Annotated in this window: 17 protein-coding genes; 7 read left to right on the forward strand and 10 right to left on the reverse strand. The window is 59.4% G+C overall.

All coding sequences use genetic code 11. The annotated features are described in order from the left end of the window. Nucleotides 1-248: 248 nt before the first annotated feature. The gene (trxB, locus tag JOE33_RS09115; RefSeq protein WP_003316986.1) at nucleotides 249-1211 is read right to left on the reverse strand and encodes a thioredoxin-disulfide reductase; all 963 of its coding nucleotides are present in this window, start codon (nucleotides 1209-1211) and stop codon (nucleotides 249-251) included. Nucleotides 1212-1587: 376 nt separating this feature from the next. On the opposite strand from trxB, the gene cysZ reads away from it, so the two are divergent. The 3 genes from cysZ (at nucleotide 1588) to JOE33_RS09130 (ending at nucleotide 3997) form a co-directional block, all read left to right on the forward strand. Further along, nucleotides 1588-2349, forward strand: coding sequence for a sulfate transporter CysZ (gene cysZ / locus JOE33_RS09120; RefSeq protein ID WP_010437628.1), 762 nt, complete (start codon nucleotides 1588-1590; stop codon nucleotides 2347-2349). Nucleotides 2350-2533: 184 nt separating this feature from the next. Next, nucleotides 2534-2878: a hypothetical protein gene (locus JOE33_RS09125; protein WP_187625157.1), complete on the forward strand. Its 345-nt coding sequence runs from the start codon at nucleotides 2534-2536 to the stop codon at nucleotides 2876-2878. A gap of 621 nt (nucleotides 2879-3499) precedes the next feature. Next, nucleotides 3500-3997, forward strand: a complete 498-nt coding sequence (locus JOE33_RS09130; RefSeq protein ID WP_187625158.1) for a hypothetical protein — start codon at nucleotides 3500-3502, stop codon at nucleotides 3995-3997. A 41-nt stretch (nucleotides 3998-4038) separates the two neighbouring features. On the opposite strand, the gene JOE33_RS09135 is transcribed toward JOE33_RS09130, so the two are convergent. Next, the gene (locus JOE33_RS09135; protein ID WP_235809997.1) at nucleotides 4039-4467 is read right to left on the reverse strand and encodes a flagellar protein FlhE; all 429 of its coding nucleotides are present in this window, start codon (nucleotides 4465-4467) and stop codon (nucleotides 4039-4041) included. A 342-nt stretch (nucleotides 4468-4809) separates the two neighbouring features. Here JOE33_RS09135 and JOE33_RS09140 point away from each other — a divergent pair, with 342 nt between their 5' ends. After that, nucleotides 4810-6030: a glycosyltransferase family 1 protein gene (locus tag JOE33_RS09140; RefSeq protein ID WP_010437639.1), complete on the forward strand. Its 1221-nt coding sequence runs from the start codon at nucleotides 4810-4812 to the stop codon at nucleotides 6028-6030. Here the strand turns inward: JOE33_RS09140 and JOE33_RS09145 are convergent. The 3 genes from JOE33_RS09145 to JOE33_RS09155 all read right to left on the reverse strand — a co-directional run bounded on the left by JOE33_RS09145 (nucleotide 5999) and on the right by JOE33_RS09155 (nucleotide 8365). Next, on the reverse strand, nucleotides 5999-7102 hold the full coding sequence (locus JOE33_RS09145) for an NADH:flavin oxidoreductase (protein WP_054993153.1): 1104 nt from the start codon (nucleotides 7100-7102) through the stop codon (nucleotides 5999-6001). The two genes, JOE33_RS09140 and JOE33_RS09145, sit on opposite strands and share 32 nt — an antisense overlap. Nucleotides 7103-7259: 157 nt before the next feature. Further along, on the reverse strand, nucleotides 7260-7748 hold the full coding sequence (locus tag JOE33_RS09150) for a glutathione peroxidase (RefSeq protein WP_010437644.1): 489 nt from the start codon (nucleotides 7746-7748) through the stop codon (nucleotides 7260-7262). A gap of 131 nt (nucleotides 7749-7879) precedes the next feature. Then, entirely contained in the window at nucleotides 7880-8365 is a 486-nt protein-coding gene (locus JOE33_RS09155) for a peptidylprolyl isomerase (RefSeq protein WP_010437645.1), read from the reverse strand. Between the two features lie 14 nt (nucleotides 8366-8379). Here JOE33_RS09155 and JOE33_RS09160 point away from each other — a divergent pair, with 14 nt between their 5' ends. From JOE33_RS09160 to JOE33_RS09170, 3 genes are all read left to right on the forward strand, one after another. After that, complete coding sequence (locus JOE33_RS09160; protein ID WP_003316996.1) at nucleotides 8380-8685, forward strand: DUF3565 domain-containing protein; 306 nt, start codon at nucleotides 8380-8382, stop codon at nucleotides 8683-8685. Nucleotides 8686-8763: 78 nt separating this feature from the next. Then, nucleotides 8764-10854 carry a phosphate acetyltransferase gene (gene pta, locus JOE33_RS09165; protein WP_003408730.1) on the forward strand — a complete coding sequence of 697 codons (2091 nt, stop codon included), beginning with the start codon at nucleotides 8764-8766 and terminating at the stop codon, nucleotides 10852-10854. A 63-nt stretch (nucleotides 10855-10917) separates the two neighbouring features. Beyond that, a complete protein-coding gene (locus JOE33_RS09170) occupies nucleotides 10918-11841 on the forward strand; it encodes an acyltransferase (protein WP_187625159.1) in 924 nt (307 codons plus the stop codon). Nucleotides 11842-11900: 59 nt separating this feature from the next. Here the strand turns inward: JOE33_RS09170 and JOE33_RS09175 are convergent, their stop codons facing one another. The 5 genes from JOE33_RS09175 to JOE33_RS09195 form a co-directional block, all read right to left on the reverse strand. Beyond that, a complete protein-coding gene (locus JOE33_RS09175) occupies nucleotides 11901-12590 on the reverse strand; it encodes an OmpA family protein (protein ID WP_187625160.1) in 690 nt (229 codons plus the stop codon). Between the two features lie 113 nt (nucleotides 12591-12703). After that, nucleotides 12704-13630, reverse strand: coding sequence for an ABC transporter permease (locus JOE33_RS09180; protein ID WP_003316999.1), 927 nt, complete (start codon nucleotides 13628-13630; stop codon nucleotides 12704-12706). After that, nucleotides 13630-14739, reverse strand: coding sequence for an ABC transporter permease (locus JOE33_RS09185; RefSeq protein ID WP_032615877.1), 1110 nt, complete (start codon nucleotides 14737-14739; stop codon nucleotides 13630-13632). Before JOE33_RS09185 ends, JOE33_RS09180 begins: the two co-directional genes overlap by 1 nt. Further along, nucleotides 14732-16243: an ABC transporter ATP-binding protein gene (locus tag JOE33_RS09190; RefSeq protein ID WP_010437651.1), complete on the reverse strand. Its 1512-nt coding sequence runs from the start codon at nucleotides 16241-16243 to the stop codon at nucleotides 14732-14734. Before JOE33_RS09190 ends, JOE33_RS09185 begins: the two co-directional genes overlap by 8 nt. Next, nucleotides 16240-17331 (reverse strand): BMP family ABC transporter substrate-binding protein, encoded by a 1092-nt coding sequence (locus tag JOE33_RS09195; RefSeq protein ID WP_187625161.1) that lies wholly within the window; start codon nucleotides 17329-17331, stop codon nucleotides 16240-16242. Before JOE33_RS09195 ends, JOE33_RS09190 begins: the two co-directional genes overlap by 4 nt. Between the last annotated feature and the right edge of the window lie 148 nt (nucleotides 17332-17479).

Raw genomic sequence — 17479 nt, forward strand, 5'->3', positions numbered from 1 at the left:
TTCTAGTGCCCATACCTGGGCACTAGTTTTAATACGCAGCTCTGCTTTTGATTCTGGCCGAAGGCCGTGAGAGGGAGCTTGCTCGCGAAAGGGTCGGTATATTCTCCGAAACAGCATCATCCGGATGACCGTCTTCGCGAACATGCAGAACGTCGCCCTGTCCTTGCCCACGCTCTGTCGGTAGAAACCTGAACACCCTGTGTCCGAACTCTTCAGGACCTATGCATAACGATGGGTGTTCACACAAATCAGAACGATACGTCAGCCAGCCCGTCCAGATAGCGCTCGACGTCCAGTGCCGCCATGCAGCCTGCACCGGCCGAAGTAATGGCCTGGCGATACACATGGTCAGCCACATCACCGGCAGCGAATACGCCTTCGACGCTGGTCGCAGTGGCATTGCCTTCGCGGCCACCCTGCACAACCATGTAACCGTCCTTCAAGGCCAGCTGACCGTCGAACAACGAAGTGTTAGGCGTATGGCCGATCGCAATGAACACACCGTCGACTTTCAGCTCGCTGCTGCTGCCGTCGTTGTTCTTCAGGCGCGCACCGGTCACGCCCATGTTGTCACCCAGGACTTCGTCCAGCGTGGCATTGAGCTTGAGTTCGATCTTGCCTTCGGCGACGCGCGCGTGCAGCTTGTCGATCAGAATCTTCTCGGCACGGAAGGTTTCGCGACGGTGAACCAGGGTCACTTTGCTGGCGATGTTGGCCAGATACAGCGCTTCTTCCACCGCCGTGTTACCACCACCGACCACCGCGACTTCACGGTTGCGATAGAAGAAACCGTCGCAGGTGGCGCAGGCAGAGACACCCTTGCCCATGAACGCTTCTTCCGAAGGCAGACCCAGGTAGCGGGCGCTTGCGCCGGTGGCAATGATCAGGGCGTCGCAGGTGTAGGTTGCGCTATCGCCCTGCAGACTGAACGGCTTGCCGGCCAGATCAACGGAATTGATGTGGTCGAAGACGATTTCAGTCTCGAACCGCTCGGCATGCTCACGCATGCGCTCCATCAGTGCGGGGCCGGTCAGACCGTGCGGGTCGCCTGGCCAGTTATCAACTTCTGTAGTCGTGGTCAATTGGCCGCCAGCCTGCATGCCGGTGATCAGCAGGGGCTTGAGGTTGGCGCGAGCGGCGTAGACCGCAGCGCTGTAACCGGCAGGGCCGGAACCGAGAATGATCACTCGGGAATGACGTACGTCTGACATGACACACTCCTATCGACCGACCGTTTACGCCGCGGTCGGGACGGCTGGATAAAAAGGACCACCGAAACGCTTGGGGAAGCGTCGTTTGGTTCGGCAGGTCCTGAAAATTCTGACCTGAAAGACAGGTCCTGGATTGCGGGACAGCCTATCGGGGCCGCAGAGGTTAAGGAAATATCGTTTCACAATCCACCCTATAGGTCACTTCTATAGCGCGGGCGCTTGAAAGCGGCGCCATGGGGGGCGAGCCATTCGGATAGTCTTCCTTCGCCAAGGATACGCCACAAGTCTGGCGTGCTCAAAAGCCGTCGTCGCTCTGCTCTTTCACGGGCATCACAAAGCCGGTAAGGTCACGCCTTTCAAGCACTCGGAGACTCCCATGCCCGCTCCCGCCCTTACCGGCCCGCAATACCTGAGAGAGGGCCTGAAACTGGTCCTCAGCCCTGGCTTGCGCTTGTTCGTTCTACTGCCATTGAGCATCAATCTGGTGTTGTTCTGCGGCCTGATCTATCTGGCGGTGCATCAGTTCGAGTTGTGGGTCGATACGTTCATGCCGACCCTGCCTCACTGGCTGAGCTTTCTCAGTTACATCCTGTGGCCACTGTTCGTGGCGCTGGTGCTGCTGATGGTGTTTTTCACCTTCACCGTGGTCGCCAACATCATCGCCGCACCGTTCAACGGGTTTCTGTCCGAAAAGGTCGAAGCCGTGGTTCGCGGCGTAGACGAATCACCCGATTTCAGCTGGGCCGAACTGATCGCCATGGTGCCCCGAACGCTGGCCCGCGAAGCGCGCAAGCTGGGTTATATGTTGCCGCGCATGCTCGGCCTGTTCATCCTGTCGTTCATCCCGGTCGCCAACATCATCGCCGCCCCGCTGTGGCTATTGTTCGGCGTATGGATGATGGCGATCCAGTACATCGACTACCCCGCCGATAACCACAAACTGGGCTGGAACGAAATGCTCGGCTGGCTGAAGAGCAAGCGCTGGCAGAGCCTGAGCTTCGGCGGCATTGTCTATGTGGCCTTGCTGATCCCGGTGGTCAACCTGCTGATGATGCCTGCGGCAGTAGCCGGTGCAACGCTGTTCTGGGTGCGCGAGCGTGGCGCGGATGCGTTGCCGGTGACCCACGCACGCGGCTGAATGTCGACATGCCGGACCGCGCAATGCGGTTCGGCATAACCGAAGAAAAAAATCTCACGTCTATAAATATGCACCGCAACTCACTCTGCCACCTGAGGCTGAATGGGGCCTCAATCAATCCGTTCATGTGAAGCCAGCTTCCATGAAATCCGGCGACACATGAACTTAACAAGGAAGTTAAATCATGAATACCCCAGTAAACCCTGCTGCACTGGCCGCTGACAACGCGACCGTTCAGGAAAAGATCCGCGCCTTTCTGGTCAGTGAACTGGCCGAATGGTCGATCAACCCGGACGAAGTTTATATCAACGGTGTGAACGCCCCCGAAGAGCGCTTAGTCATCAGCTCCACTTCGCTGACTGCCGAAGCAGCAAACCGTGTTTTCGAGAAAGACGCCCCTGCCTATTCCACCCGCGCCGCCGGCCTGTTCACCGTGGCGTATTCGTATGCCGATGAACATCGCCTGGCGGCACCGGATCTGGCCAAAGTGGGCGAAGTGATCGGCCAGCTGGTTCGTGATCTGGGCTGATTGCCCTGCTTGACTGGCCGAGTGACGACTACGCCTGAGAGCGTGCCGAACAGATAATGAATTATCTGTTCGGCATTTCAGTGTCAAAAGAGAAAATTCTTACAGCTGTATATCGGCGCTCCTACAAACAGCTCATATAACTTCATTCCGCGTAACGGCAGCGACTTGCCGCAACCAGACACCTCTTGCCGACATATGAAAAAACATTACAGGTAAGAATACGGTGTAGGACATATCTATCCAGCCTCTAACCAAAGGTCGTAACAGCGTAGGAACAACTTCTCCATTCAATATGGCATCTTCCTTGCTCTCCTGATTAAAAACAGGAGTAACCGCTATGGAAATAAAAACAAAATCTGCCACAGAACAACCGTCCACCTACCGACCGGCATTCCTCGAAAGACTAACCGAACCCCGTTCAGGTCGGTTTGCCAGCCTGTTGAACGATGCCATCACACAGACACCTCCAGTCGCAGCACCCGCAACACTCGACAGCTCCGCAATGCTCCGCTCGCCTCGATTCATGGATAGCATGAGTATCGAACAACGCAGAGCCATCGTTGAGGAGAAGGACTTCGTTCCTATGCCTACGGCAATGAAACGTGCGCGAAGGACTTTCAAATGACACGCACCGACAATGCTACGCCATTCCCTAACGTTACCCCGTTGGGTGTACGGCAAAAAACAACACGTCCCCCTGCGGCAACAGCTGAAATCTTCGCTGACGTGCTTCAAAAAGCCGTCCACGAAAAAGAAACACCTCATTGCGCAAGGACAATCCTGCGAGGAGGAGAGCTCAGGCACAAGCTAATGGCACAGGCTCAAAGCAGCCCGTTGGAAGCAAGCTTCCTGGCCAGACACTATGCGTACAATTCATTGACTGGCGAAGGTGTGGATCTATCTGATTACCCCGTGATTCGTTACTGCGCCACGGGCAAGATAGTCACACCCGAGTCTAGCGCTTACTTTCAGAAAATAGGGGGGTGCATGCAAAAAGATCGAACAGCCCTTTATGAAGAGGAATATTTGAAAGGTACGCCTGCGGCAAGGATTCTTGAAAAGATACTAACCTTTAACGACTCTCTTCCTCACGATTTTCGTGATATGGCAAATTGGTAGCCTGAACGCCCTCCCCGTCTGCGGGGAGGGCGCTTGTAAGATTACCAATCGACAGTGATTCGCCCTTGCTGTCCAGCGACCGGCACCCTTCCCGTATCTCCAACCTTCATCGTGTAATAAAACTTACGACTTGCCAACTGATTACCGAAAAACGTTGTTGAACCCGTTCGCTGACGTGATACGTTCAGGCATACGCTGGGGCCTTGGCACAAATAGACCTCAAGCCCCTGAGGCCAGCCCACCACGTTCCAGTTCCAACTGACACTTTTGATCGTCGCTGCCGCAGGCGCATGCCTGCTTACTGGCAGCTCAGCAGTGTGAACATAGCCTTTTGAATGAACAACCGGCAGAGCGACTGACGATTGATAGTTCCCAGCCAGTGCAAGATTGGAACAGGCTAAAAGTGCAAAAGCGATTCCTGAGGCCGCACGAGACCGCTTCAACTTGTTATTGTTGTTGTTAAATTTCATTTCACTTCCCTAGTATATTGATAAGCAGGAACAACTAAAATCCAGCCATTCCAAGCCAACGTTAACGAACTACCACGTTCGACAACCAGACATTACTAGGCAAGCAGAGAATATCAATACGCATTAGAGCGGACTACAGTCCTTTAGGAAACAATGTAGACATCTGTAGGAAGCCAATAAATTTTATCGTGAACTTTATTAAATTCATTGTACAGACCCTGCGTTTGCCTATTAGCTACTCCACGCCCCCTCAAACCAACTTGCTCACTTTCCTGATGCCCTATCACCAATCCATCACATAACCGCCACATAACCGAAATGTAATCGGTCGACACTGCTCTCATGAGCCAAATTCTTAATGTCACCCTGATCACTGAAACCTTTACTCCCGAGATCAACGGCGTCGCCAATACCCTGGGGCGGCTGTGCGAAGGGTTGCGGTTACGCGGGCATCGGGTCGAGTTGGTCCGGCCACGTCAGAACGACGAGATCGGCGCGGGTGCTGCAGAGGACCTGCTGCTCTGCCGGGGCTGGCCGATACCGGGTTACCCGGGCTTGCAGTGGGGTCAGTCGTCGATGCACAAGCTGCTACGGCGCTGGCAACGGCGTCGGCCGGATGTGCTGTACATCGCCACGGAAGGTCCGTTGGGGCTCTCGGCACTGCGCGCAGCGCGGCGTCTGGGGATTGCGGTGATCAGTGGCTTTCACACCAACTTCCCGCAGTACACGCAGCAGTACGGCATGGGTTTCATCACCCGCTTGCTGACGCACTACCTGCGCTGGTTCCACAATCGGTCGCGCATGACGCTGGTGCCGAGTATCAGTCAGAAGGTCGAGCTGGAGCGGCGTGGCTTTGAGAGGATAGAGCTGCTGTCGCGCGGCGTCGACAGTCAATTGTTCAGCCCGTCCAGACGCTCGCAGCCTCTGCGCGAAAGCTGGGGTCTGCAAGCCGATGATGTAGCGGTCCTGCATGTTGGCCGCCTTGCCCCCGAAAAAAATCTGAGCCTGCTCAAAGCCTGCTTCGAGGCGCTCAAGGACAGTTACCCGCAGCGTAATCTGAAACTGGTCGTGGTTGGTGACGGGCCTCAACGCCCGCAGCTGGAGCAGCAAATCCCGGATGCGATTTTCTGCGGGACCCAGCGCGGCGAGGTGCTGGCGACGCACTATGCCTCGGCCGATATGTTTCTGTTCCCCAGCCTCACTGAAACCTTCGGCAACGTGGTTCTCGAAGCACTCGCCTCAGGCCTGGGCGTGGTCGCCTACGATGAAGCCGCAGCCGGACAGCACATCCGTCACGGCCACAACGGTGCGTTGGCCATGCCGGGTGATGAGGCGGCGTTCATCGACGCGGCGCGCTGGTTGCTGGAGGACAGCGAGACCCTGCGCCGCGTGCGCCTCAATGCCCGGCAACATGCCAGTCGCCAGGGCTGGACGGCGGTCATCGATCAGTTCGAGAGGCAATTGCGCGAGGCCTGCCCGAGCCAGAACACTGCAACCGTCAAAGGGATCAGACCGGTAGCCAGCAAGAAGATCAGGCCAGTGTCGTCAGTGCGTCTCGACTGAAGGGCAGGATGTCCTGCTCGCGTCCCTCGCGCACTTTCAGTGCCCAATCCGGATCGACCAGCAGCGCACGCCCCACCGCCACCAGATCGAACTCATCGTTGCCGAGCCGCTTCAGCAGATTCTCCAGGCTGGCCGGTTGAGCGACCTTGTCGGTGTTGACCATGAATTGCAGGAACTCGCCGTCCAGTCCGACGCTGCCGACAGTAATGGTCGGTTTGCCGGTCAGCTTGCGCGCCCAGCCCGCCAGGTTCAGGTCAGAGCCTTCAAACTCGGGCTCCCAGAAACGTCGGGTAGAACAATGAAAGATGTCCACGCCAGCGTCGGCCAGAGGCTGCAGGAATTCGCCCAGCGCCTCGGGCGTTTGCACCAGGCGCGCGGTGTAATCCTGCTGTTTCCATTGTGAGAAACGGAAAATGATCGGGTAGTCCGGCCCCACTGCGACGCGCACGGCCTTGATCAGTTCGAGGGCAAAACGTGAACGGTTGGCGGGGCTGCCGCCGTACTCGTCATTGCGCTGATTGCTGCCCTCCCAGAAGAACTGGTCGATCAGGTAACCGTGAGCGCCATGAATTTCGACACCGTCCATGCCAATCGCCTTGGCATCGGCGGCAGCCTGGGCAAAGGCCGCCACGACCTCGTCGATGTCCTGCCTGCTCATGCCATGCACCAGCACCTGACCGTCCTTGACCTTGTCCATCGGACCGTAGGCAGGCACGCTGCCGTCCGGCTCGGTGCCAGGACGGCGAACTGCACCGACGTGCCAGAGTTGCGGGACGATGCTGCCGCCCTCCGCATGCACCGCCTCGACCACTTTGCGCCAGCCCGCCAGTGGCGCGTCACCGAAAAACTGCGGGACGTTCGGATAACCGTTGGACGCCTTGTGATTGACCGTCGTCCCTTCGGTGATAATCAGCCCGACACCTGCCGCCGCGCGCCGCCGGTAGTACTCGACAACCTTCGAGTTGGGCACATGCCCCGGCGAGAACGAGCGGGTCATGGGAGCCATGACCACACGCGAGGACAGCTCCAGACTGCCCAGACGGAAAGGCGTGAACAAGGCTTCTGCCGACATGCGCAACTCCTGTGAAATGGTCGATTGCCATCAGGCGCGCAGAATATCGCCGGGCGTCAGCAGTGGCCCAGTACTATTGATCTGGCTGATTTGAGTTCAGAAGCGACGAGCGCGAAAGAAAGCCGGGCGAGCGCGAAATGCTACCCCGGCCATGTGATCAGCTCTGCGCCAGGGCCTTTTCAATGGCCTGGATCACTGCAGGATCATCCGGCGTGGTACGCGGAGAAAAACGTGCGCTTACACCACCGTTCTTGCCGACCAGAAACTTTTCGAAATTCCAGGTGATATCCCCAGGAAACTCGGCACCCTCGCCCGCCAGCAGACGGTAAAGCGAGTGACGATTGGGGCCGTTGACGTCGAGTTTTTCACCCAGCGTGAACGTCACGCCATAGTTGAGCTCGCAAAACTCGGCAATCTCTTTCTCGGTACCCGGTTCCTGCCCGGCAAACTGGTTGCACGGCAGCCCCAGTATCTCCAGGCCCTTGTCCTTATACTGCTGATAGAGGTTTTCAAGTGCTGCGTACTGCGGTGTCAGCCCGCATTTGGACGCGACGTTGACCACCAGAACCACTTTATTCCTGAAATTCGCCAGCGGCAGTTCCTGGCCACCCAGCGCTTTCAATTTGATGTCGTGAAAAGCACTCATGAGAACCCCTTTTGAAACAAGTCGCCCCAGGCTACAACCCGAAAAAAGGCACCGTGACCGCACGCGTAACGAAAGTCGTCATCGCAGAACAGCCAGGGCGCCTTTTCAGTACCTGAGCTTAGCAGCGCAAATCAGTGTTGATGACCGCCTTCACCGTGAACATGACCGTGAGCCATTTCTTCTTCACTGGCATCACGGATGGCAACAACCTTCACGTCGAAATTCAGGCGCTGACCCGCGAGCGGGTGGTTGCCGTCAACGGTGACATCGTCGCCGTCCAGGTCACGGATGGTCACGATCTGCATGCCGCCATCCGGGCCGGAAGCGTGAAACTGCATACCGACTTCGAGCTTGTCGACGCCTTCGAACATGCTGCTGCTCAGGGTGCTGACCAGCTCGGCCGAGTACTCGCCGTAGGCGTCTTCGGGCTCGACGGCAACGTTCAGCTGGTCGCCTACTTCCTTGCCTTCCAGTGCCTTTTCCAGGCCCGGGATGATGTTTCCTGCACCGTGCAGGTAAACCAGCGGCGCACCACCGGTAGAACTGTCGATGACCTCACCAGCGTCGTTGGTCAGGGTATAGTCAATGGAGACAGCCTTATTGGCGGCGATCGGCATGGGGACAAGACCTTTTGCTTAAGATTGAAGAACGGGCAAGTTTAACCAAGCAATCGCCCGAAAGCGAACGCAACTCTGACGGACGGCCCGCTTTGAAAGGTTCAATCGTTATCGATTTGAGACAGGACGAGCACGGGCACTGGTTCGCGCTCCTGTCATGCGGTCACACCCAGCACCTGCGTCATGATCCTCCGTGGCAGTCACGCCCCTGGGTGCTCGACCCGCTGCAACGCAGTCAGATGAGAGGTCAGGCGTTTTGTTGCGGCTGGTGTGCGAACGCCGCAGATAACGATAGTCTTGCGGCAGAGAAATCGCGTTAGACGGTTTCCGGACTTTTTCGGTCGGCAGCGGTTCCCTATGTGCTGCGACCCCTTGCACTGCTCAATCGAGAAGCCAGTATGCAGACTTTTTTTATCGCCCCCACTGACTTTGGCGTGGGGTTGACCTCCATCAGCCTGGGACTGGTGCGCACGCTGGAGCGCGCCGGCTTGAAAGTAGGCTTTTTCAAACCGATCGCTCAACCCCACCCCGGCGATCTGGGCCCCGAGCGCTCGACCGAACTGATGGCTCGCACCCACGGTCTCAAGCCGCCCAAGCCTCTGGGGCTCGCGCATGTCGAGCGCATGCTCGGTGATGGGCAACTGGATGAACTGCTCGAAGAAATCATCAATCTTTATCAGCAGGCAGCTGTCGGCAAGGACGTGCTGGTAGTCGAAGGTATGGTCCCGACCCGCAGCGCGAGCTATGCCGCGCGGGTCAATCTGCATTTGGCCAAGAGCCTGGATGCCGAAGTCATTCTGGTCTCTGCCCCGGAAAACGAAGTGCTCGCCGATCTGTCGGGCAGGGTCGAATTGCAGGCCCAGCTGTTTGGCGGCCCCAAGGACCCCAAGGTGCTGGGCGTGATACTCAACAAGGTGCGCACCGAAGAGAGCATGGAAGTCTTTGCCTCGCGCCTGAAAGAGCACTCGCCGTTGCTGCGCAGTGGCGACTTTCGCCTGCTGGGCTGTATTCCGTATCGCGCCGAACTCAACGCGCCGCGTACCCGCGATGTAGCCGAACTGCTCGGCGCGCAGGTGCTGAACGCAGGCGACTACGATCAGCGCCGCATGACCAGAATCATCATTTGTGCGCGGACGGTGCTCAACACGGTTCCACTGCTCAAGCCTGGGGTGCTGGTGGTGACGCCGGGCGACCGCGACGACATCATCCTGGCGGTGAGCCTTGCGGCCATAAATGGCGTACCGCTGGCGGGCCTGCTGCTGACCAGCGATACCGTGCCCGACCCACGCATCATGGAGCTCTGCCGCGGCGCGTTGCAGGCAGGGCTGCCGGTGCTGTCGGTCAGCAGCGGCTCGTATGACACGGCAAATCGCCTGAATCAGTTGAACAAGGAAATCCCTATCGATGACCGCGAGCGCGCGGAAAACATCACTGATTTCGTTGCCAGTCATCTGGATGCCAACTGGCTGCACCAGCGCTGCGGCACACCTCGCGAGCTGCGCCTGTCGCCTGCCGTATTTCGCTATCAGTTGATCCAGCGCGCGCAGGCGGCCAACAAACGCATTGTGCTGCCTGAAGGCAACGAGCCGCTGACCATTCAGGCTGCCGCCATCTGCCAGGCGCGTGGTATCGCGCGCTGCGTGTTGCTGGCCAGGCCCGAGGAAGTGCACGCCGTTGCGCAGGCGCACGGTATCGAGCTGCCGCAAGGGCTGGAAATTCTTGACCCGGACCTGATTCGCGAACGCTACGTTGCGCCGATGGTGGAGCTGCGCAAAAGCAAAAGCCTGAACGCCCCCATGGCCGAGCAACAGCTTGAAGATCCGGTGGTGATCGGTACGGTGATGCTCGCGCTGGACGAGGTCGACGGGCTGGTGTCCGGCGTCATTCACTCCACCGCCAACACCATCCGGCCGGCCCTGCAACTGATCAAGACCGCGCCAGGCTGCACGCTGGTGTCTTCAGTGTTCTTCATGCTCTTTCCCGAGCAGGTACTGATGTACGGCGACTGCATCATGAATCCGCATCCGAGCGCCAGCGAACTGTCCGAGATTGCCTTGCAGAGCGCCGACTCGGCCACTGCGTTCGGCATCTCGCCGCGCGTGGCGATGATCAGCTATTCCAGCGGCAACTCGGCCAGTGGTGAAGAAGTCGAGAAGGTCCGCGAAGCGACGCAACTGGCACGCGAAACCCGCCGCGATCTATTGATCGACGGGCCGCTGCAGTATGATGCGGCCGCCAACGAACAGGTCGCCCGGCAGCTGGCTCCGGACAGCGCGGTCGCAGGGCGCGCCAATGTGTTCGTGTTCCCGGACCTGAACACCGGCAATACCACGTACAAGGCGGTGCAGCGCAGTGCCGACTGTGTGAGCCTCGGCCCGATGCTGCAAGGTCTGCGCAAACCGGTCAACGATCTGCCGCGCGGTGCGCAGGTCGACGACATTGTCTACACCATCGCGCTGACAGCCATACAGGCCGACACGTTGTCCTGATACCTGACCCGAGTGCCGCAGAGCAGTCTGCGGCTTCCGATAACTTGCGGAGCCATCGCCTTCATGGATTTCCTGCCTGCCCCGTTACGCGGCGTCATTGCCTCGCTGTTGCTGGCGCTGAACACCATCGTCTGCTGCACGGTGCTGTTCGCGGTCACGTTCCTCAAGATCTGCCTGCCCTTCTCTGCGGCACAGCGCTTCACCGACTGGCTGATGAGCCACATCCATGAAACCTGGATCGGCAACAACAATGCCTGGATCAAACTGCTGTGCCACACCCGCTGGCACCTGAGCGGTCTGGAAGGACTGGATTACAAGCACTCGTATCTGGTCACCAGCAATCACCAGAGCTGGGTCGACATCATGGTCTTGCAGTACGTGCTCAACCGACGTATTCGCCCATTGAAGTTTTTCCTCAAGCAGGAGTTGATCTGGGTTCCGGTGATCGGCCTGGCATGGTGGGCGCTGGGCTTTCCGTTCATGAAGCGCTACTCCAAGGCGTACCTTGCCAAACACCCGGAAAAGAAAGGCAAGGACCTGGAAACCACCCGCCGCACCTGCGCGAAGTTTCGCCATAACCCGGTGGGAATTTTCAACTTCTCAGAAGGCACGCGCTTCACGGCCGGCAAACACGCACAACAGAACTCGCCCTTCCGCCACCTGCTCAAACCCAAGGCCGGCGGCATTGCCTTCGTGCTCGATGCGATGGGCGAACAGCTGGAATCGATCGTCAACGTGACCATCCACTATCCTGGCGGACAACCCGGCTATTGGGACCTGCTGTGCGGCAACGTGAAGGAAGTGGTTGCCCACTTCGAAGAGATCAAAATCCCGCAGCAGTTTCTCGGCAAAAATTACGACCAGGACGGCGAATACCGCCTGGAATTCCAGCAGTGGATCAATGCGCTATGGGAAGAGAAAGACCGGCTGCTGGACAGCCTGCATGAACAGTATCCGGGACGGCGAGACGAGCCTGAGGCACGATAGAATCTCAACTATCGTGCCGATACTCTGCGTCCGCTGTCAGGTGGACGCAGCGGTGTCGATCAGTACTGCTGACCTGGAATAGGCTTGAGGTTGACCTCTACGCGACGGTTCTGGGCCCGGCCGTTGACGTCGGCGTTGCTGGCAATCGGTTGGTCAGGGCCTGCACCGCGCACTGACAGGTGCGATTGATCGACGCCTTGCGAGGTCAGGTAAGTCGCGACGCTCTGGGCGCGCTGTTGCGACAGGTCCATGTTGTGCTGGCGGCTGCCGGTGCTGTCGGTGTAACCGACGATTTCAATGTTGTTCTGGTTGAACTGCTTGAGCGAGCTGGCCAGGTTGTTGAGCGGCGAATAGAAGCTGCTGGCAATCGCCGAAGAGTCCGTCGCGAACGTGATGTTACCCGGCATGATCAGTTTGATCTGGTCACCCTGACGCTGCACCTCGACACCGGTGTTGGCCATGCTCTCGCGCAACGCAGCTTCCTGCTTGTCTGCGTAGTAGCCATAACCCGCCGATGCAGCACCCGCCACTGCAGCGCCGATCAGGGCACCCTTGCCGCGATGGTTGTGATCGATAGCCGCGCCGGCGACCGCACCGGCCAATGCGCCGAGTCCGCCGTACTTGGCCGTTTTGCTCATACCACCGGAGCTTTGTGCCTGGCCCTGATTGTCATAGGGACTGGATGTCGCACAGCCGGACAGCATGGCTACGGCGGTGGCAACAATGATCAAACGACGCGAGGTAAACATTCAGGAGCTCCTGGTTTTGACGAACGCTAGTAACCGGATTAGAGCATACCCGCTATCAAAAATTCCTTAACCCGTGCTGAACCGCCCGTCTTGCGGGCTTCTGCGCGCATCGCTCAGCGGCGCTCCTCGCGAATGTAAGGTTCGCCCAGCGCACCGGGCTGGCTGCTTGATTGACGCTTGCCGCTCGCCACCCAGACCATGACCAGCAGGGTGACCGCGTAGGGCGTCATCAAGACGAAATACTGAGGCAGGCGCACGCCCGTTGCCGCCAATTGCGGAATCAGCGCCTCGATACCGCCGAACAGCAAGGCACCGGCCAGCGCACGCCAAGGCGACCAGCGCGCAAAGATCACCAGCGAGACCGCGATCCAGCCGCGCCCGCCAGTCATATCAGCGATCCACATCTTGGTGCTGAGCACGGCAATGAAACCGCCGGCCAGCCCCATCAACGCAGAACCGGCGACAATCGCCGCCAGGCGATAACCGAGCACGGAAATGCCTGCGGCATCGGCGGCCTGCGGGTTCTCGCCCACCGCGCGCAAACGCAGCCCGGTGCGCGTGCGATCAAGCAGCCAGACCACCGCGATGAAAATTACCACGGTCAGGTACACCAGCGGGTTCTGCACAAATACCCGGCCCACCACAGGCAGCTCGGACAACGGCCACAACTCGACCGCCTGCAGGCCGCTGACCGGCCGGTTGGTCCAGCCCAGCAGAGTGCCCAGCAGCCCGGTCAAGCCCTGACAAAAGAACACCAGCGCCAGCCCGGCGATCACCTGGTTGATCCGTAATACCAGCACCATCAGCGCAAACAGCAACGACACCAGACCCGCGGCCGCCATCGACGCCAGCAGCGAAAGGCCAGGCGAGCCGAGGCTCAACTGCATGCCGATGCCCGCCAGTGCGCCGACCAGCATCAGTCCTTCGACGCCCAGCGCCAGCACACCGCTGCGCTCGATGAGAATCAGGCCCAGCGCTGCCAGGGCGAACGGCACGGCAAAGTCCGGTGCGCTGCCCAGCCAGTGCGAAATAAGCTCCATCAACGTTCTCCTGCCTGAATGCGTCGCAGGCGATGGCGGATGAAAAAGTCCGACGACGCGACGCAGATCACCAGGATCGCCTGGATCAGTTGCACCATCGAAAACGGAATCTGATAGAACACCTGCAGGTTGCGCCCGGCCACGAACAGCATGGCGATCAGCAGCGCGACCACGGTTGCGGCCACTGGATTGTTGCGGGCCAGAAAGGCGATGAGAATCCCGGAAAAACCGTAGCCCTGATAGAACGACTGAGTAAGGCGCCCTTCCTGCCCCGACGTCACGACAAAACCTGCGAGCCCCGCCAGCGCACCCGAAAGCAGAACGGTGCCGATGATCATCTTGCGCACCGGTACGCCCACCGCCCCGGCGACCTTCGGGTTGGCATCGACGAAGCGCAGGTACAGCCCGGCCCGCGAAACACCGACGAACCACAGGGTCAGACCGGTGACCAGCAGCGCCAGAGGGATCGCCGCGTTATACCCGGCAAACAGGTCGGGCAACCGCTCGAAGCTCTGGAACGCGGGGGAATAGGGAAAGTTGTCGCGCGGGTCTTTCCAACTGCCGTACACCAGATGCAGGAGGAAATTGGCGGCAATGTAATTGAGCATCAGGGTCGAGATGATCTCGTTGACCTGCCACTTGAGCTTCAACAGCACCGGCCCCAGGCTCCACAACAACCCGCACACCACCGCGGCCGCCATCATCAGCGGCAGACGCAAAGCCTCCGGGCCCACCTGAAACAGCGAAATCGCCGTAGCGCCAATCGCGCCCCAGATCATCTGGCCTTCCAGACCCAGGTTCCAGAAACGCGCCCGAAACGCCATGCACCCGGCGAGCCCGACCATGATCATCGGCGATGCCTGAAACAGCACTGCCTTGAAGTTTTGCGCATCGAACACCGTCTGCACGACGAACTCGTTGAGCAGCTCGTCGGCAGGCACGCCTGCAAGAATCAGAATCACGGTGCAGATCGCCAGTCCGATCAGCAACGCCAGGGCAATGATCAGCGCTTGCAACAGCCAGCCGGTCTGCTGACGAAGCTCCAGGGTGTAGCGCCGCGCCAGCAAAGGTTGCCGTGCGGATTTCATCGGCTGCACTGATTCAGTCATGGCTCACCATTGCTTTGCCTATGGCTTGCCGGTCGGCAGGGTGCGCGAACTCGGCGACAATGCGCCCGCCGTTCATCACGCCGACACGGTCAGCCAGGGCCAATACTTCGTCCAGATCCTCGCTGATCACCAGCACCGCAGCGCCCGCATCCCGTGCCGCTCGCAAACGAGCATGCACTGCCTGGGTGGCACGCACATCCAGGCCCCGGCTCGGGCTGTGCACCAGCACCAATTGCGGATCGCGGCTGAACTCGCGGGCGATCACCAGTTTCTGTGCGTTGCCTCCCGACAGCAGCGCAGCTTTCTGATCGAGAGAGCGCACGCCCTGTACGTCGAAATCCGCGACGGCGCGCTGCGCATCCTGTTTCAGACGCTTGTAGCCCAGACGCCAGAAAGAGCCGTACTGCCCGCTGTGGATGTTGCCGATGGCAAAGTTCTCGGCCACCGACAGCGACCCGGCCAGCGCCGCGCCGTAGCGGTCGGCCGGGATCGAGGCGATGCGCAACTGCCGGCGCTGATCGGCCGACGCACCGCGCAAATCGCCAAACCCGGTCATATGGATTTCGCCCTCGGTGGCTTGCGGCAGCCCCATCAGTGCATTGGCCAGTTCAGCCTGACCATTGCCGCCCACGCCTGCGATACCGTAAATCTGCCCGGCGTGCAGGGTCAGGTTGACGCCGTTGAGCGCGCCGCTGCCAACACTGCGCAAGTCCTTGACCTGCAAACGCACCTCACCTGGTGTCGCCGGTTGATGCTCGGCAACCGGCACCGATTCGCCTACCGTGAGCTGCACCAGTTGCTCGACACTCACCTTCTGCGGGTCCAGGGTCTGCACGGTGCGCCCGCCACGCATCACGGTTACCCGGTCGGCATAGCGTTTGACGTCAGCCATCTTGTGCGTGACCAGAACCACCGCCGCGCCCTGCCGGGCGAATGCCTGGACGGTCAGCAGCAGACGCTCGGCTTCCTGATCGGTCAGCACTGCCGTGGGCTCGTCGAGGATCAGAATCCGCGCACCGGCCAACAACACCTTGAGGATCTCGACGCGCTGCTGCTCGGCGACTGAAAGACTGTCGACGGTACGCGCCGGGTCAATCGCAAACCCCAGCGCCTCGGCCTTGCCGACAATTTCCTGCTCCAGCGCACGCAGACGCTTGCGATAGCTGCCTTCGCCAGGTTGTTCGGGCAGCGCCAGGAGAATGTTCTGCGCCACTGTGAACGGCTTCACCAGCTTGAAGTGCTGGTGAACCATGCCGATCCGGTAGCGGCTGGCGTCCCTGGGCCCCTGAAGCTGGACCGGGTTGTCGTCCAGCAGCAGGGTGCCGGTTTCCGGTGCGTAAAGCCCGGCGGCGATGTTCATCAGCGAGGACTTGCCTGCACCGTTCTCGCCCAGCAGGGCATGCACTTCCCCCCAACAGGCGGTGAAGTCGGCATCGATCAGCGCCTTGAAGCCATCGAACGATTTGCTGATACCTGTGAGTTGCAGCGCATTGACCTGACTCATTGCTGAGTCTTCACGCCTTCGACGAACCAGTCCATTTTCCACAGGTCCGGGTCAGACAGCTGCTGACCGGCCGCTACCCGCTCCTTGCCGTCACGATCGGCCAGCGGGCCGCTGTAGATGATTTTCCTGCCGGCCAGCAACTCGGCGCGCTCGGCCTCGATCTTCTTGCGGTCTTCATCGGAAATGATCGCGTCCGCAGTCAGCTTGATATCGGTGCCGCCCTGCTGCATCGACAGCAGCGCGCCGTTGGCCGGCGGCGTCCAGTTGCCGGCAATGATTTTCTTCAGCTCAGGCCCGAGGAAGCGATCCCAGACCCACAGCGAAGAACAGACCGTCGCCTTGGGGGCGAACTCGCTCAGGTCGCGATGATGCCCGGTGCCGTGAATGCCCCGCTCCTGAGCGACGATTTGCGGTGTCGGGCTGTCGACGTGCTGACCGACCACGTCGGCCCCGTTGTCGATCAGCGCCATGGTTGCTGCGCGTTCCTTGACCGGGTCGTTCCAGGCACCGGTATAAACCACAGTGACGATGGCCTTCGGATTGATTTGCTGGGCGCCCAGCTCATAGGCGTTGATGGTCCAGTTGACCTGGCCGAATGGGTTGGCGGCGACAAAGCCCAGCTTGCCGGTCTTCGAGGCCGCACCTGCGGCCATGCCGCACAGGTACTGGCTTTCGTAGGTACGCCCGTAAAACGATTCGAGGTTGGGCGCATTGGTGGTGCCCGAGCCGTTGAGAAACGCGACTTTCGGGTATTTTTTGGCCAGTGCAAGAAAAGTATCGGAATAGCCGAATGCAGTGCCGACGATGATGTTGGCACCGCGTGCAATAAGTCGGTCGACCACCGGCGTAATGGCCGCAGCGTTCTCGGGCACGCTCTCGACGTACTGGATCTTGGTGTCCAGATCCTTTTCCAGCTTCACGCGTGCTTCGTCGAATGCCTGGGTCCAGCCGCCATCATTGCGCGGGCTGATATACACCATGGCGATTTTCGGCTTCCCTTCGAGGGTCAATCCTTCAGCCTGAGCAAGGCTGACCGCTCCCAACGCTACGGCCGCATACAATGTCCCGGGCAACAGTTTCTTGTACATAGACGTTTTCCTGAGGGTAATGGCCGATGAGGACCGCACACGCAGGCTTTAGCAGCATCCATGCCAGTACAGGAAAAGCGCTATGGAACAACGACCTGACGCCATCGAGACGAATAAAACAGATCAAATGGTCTGAAACGGAGCACTT

Origin of the sequence: Pseudomonas sp. PvP027, from assembly GCF_017833005.1 — a bacterium.
Classification (GTDB): Bacteria; Pseudomonadota; Gammaproteobacteria; order Pseudomonadales; family Pseudomonadaceae; genus Aquipseudomonas; species Aquipseudomonas congelans.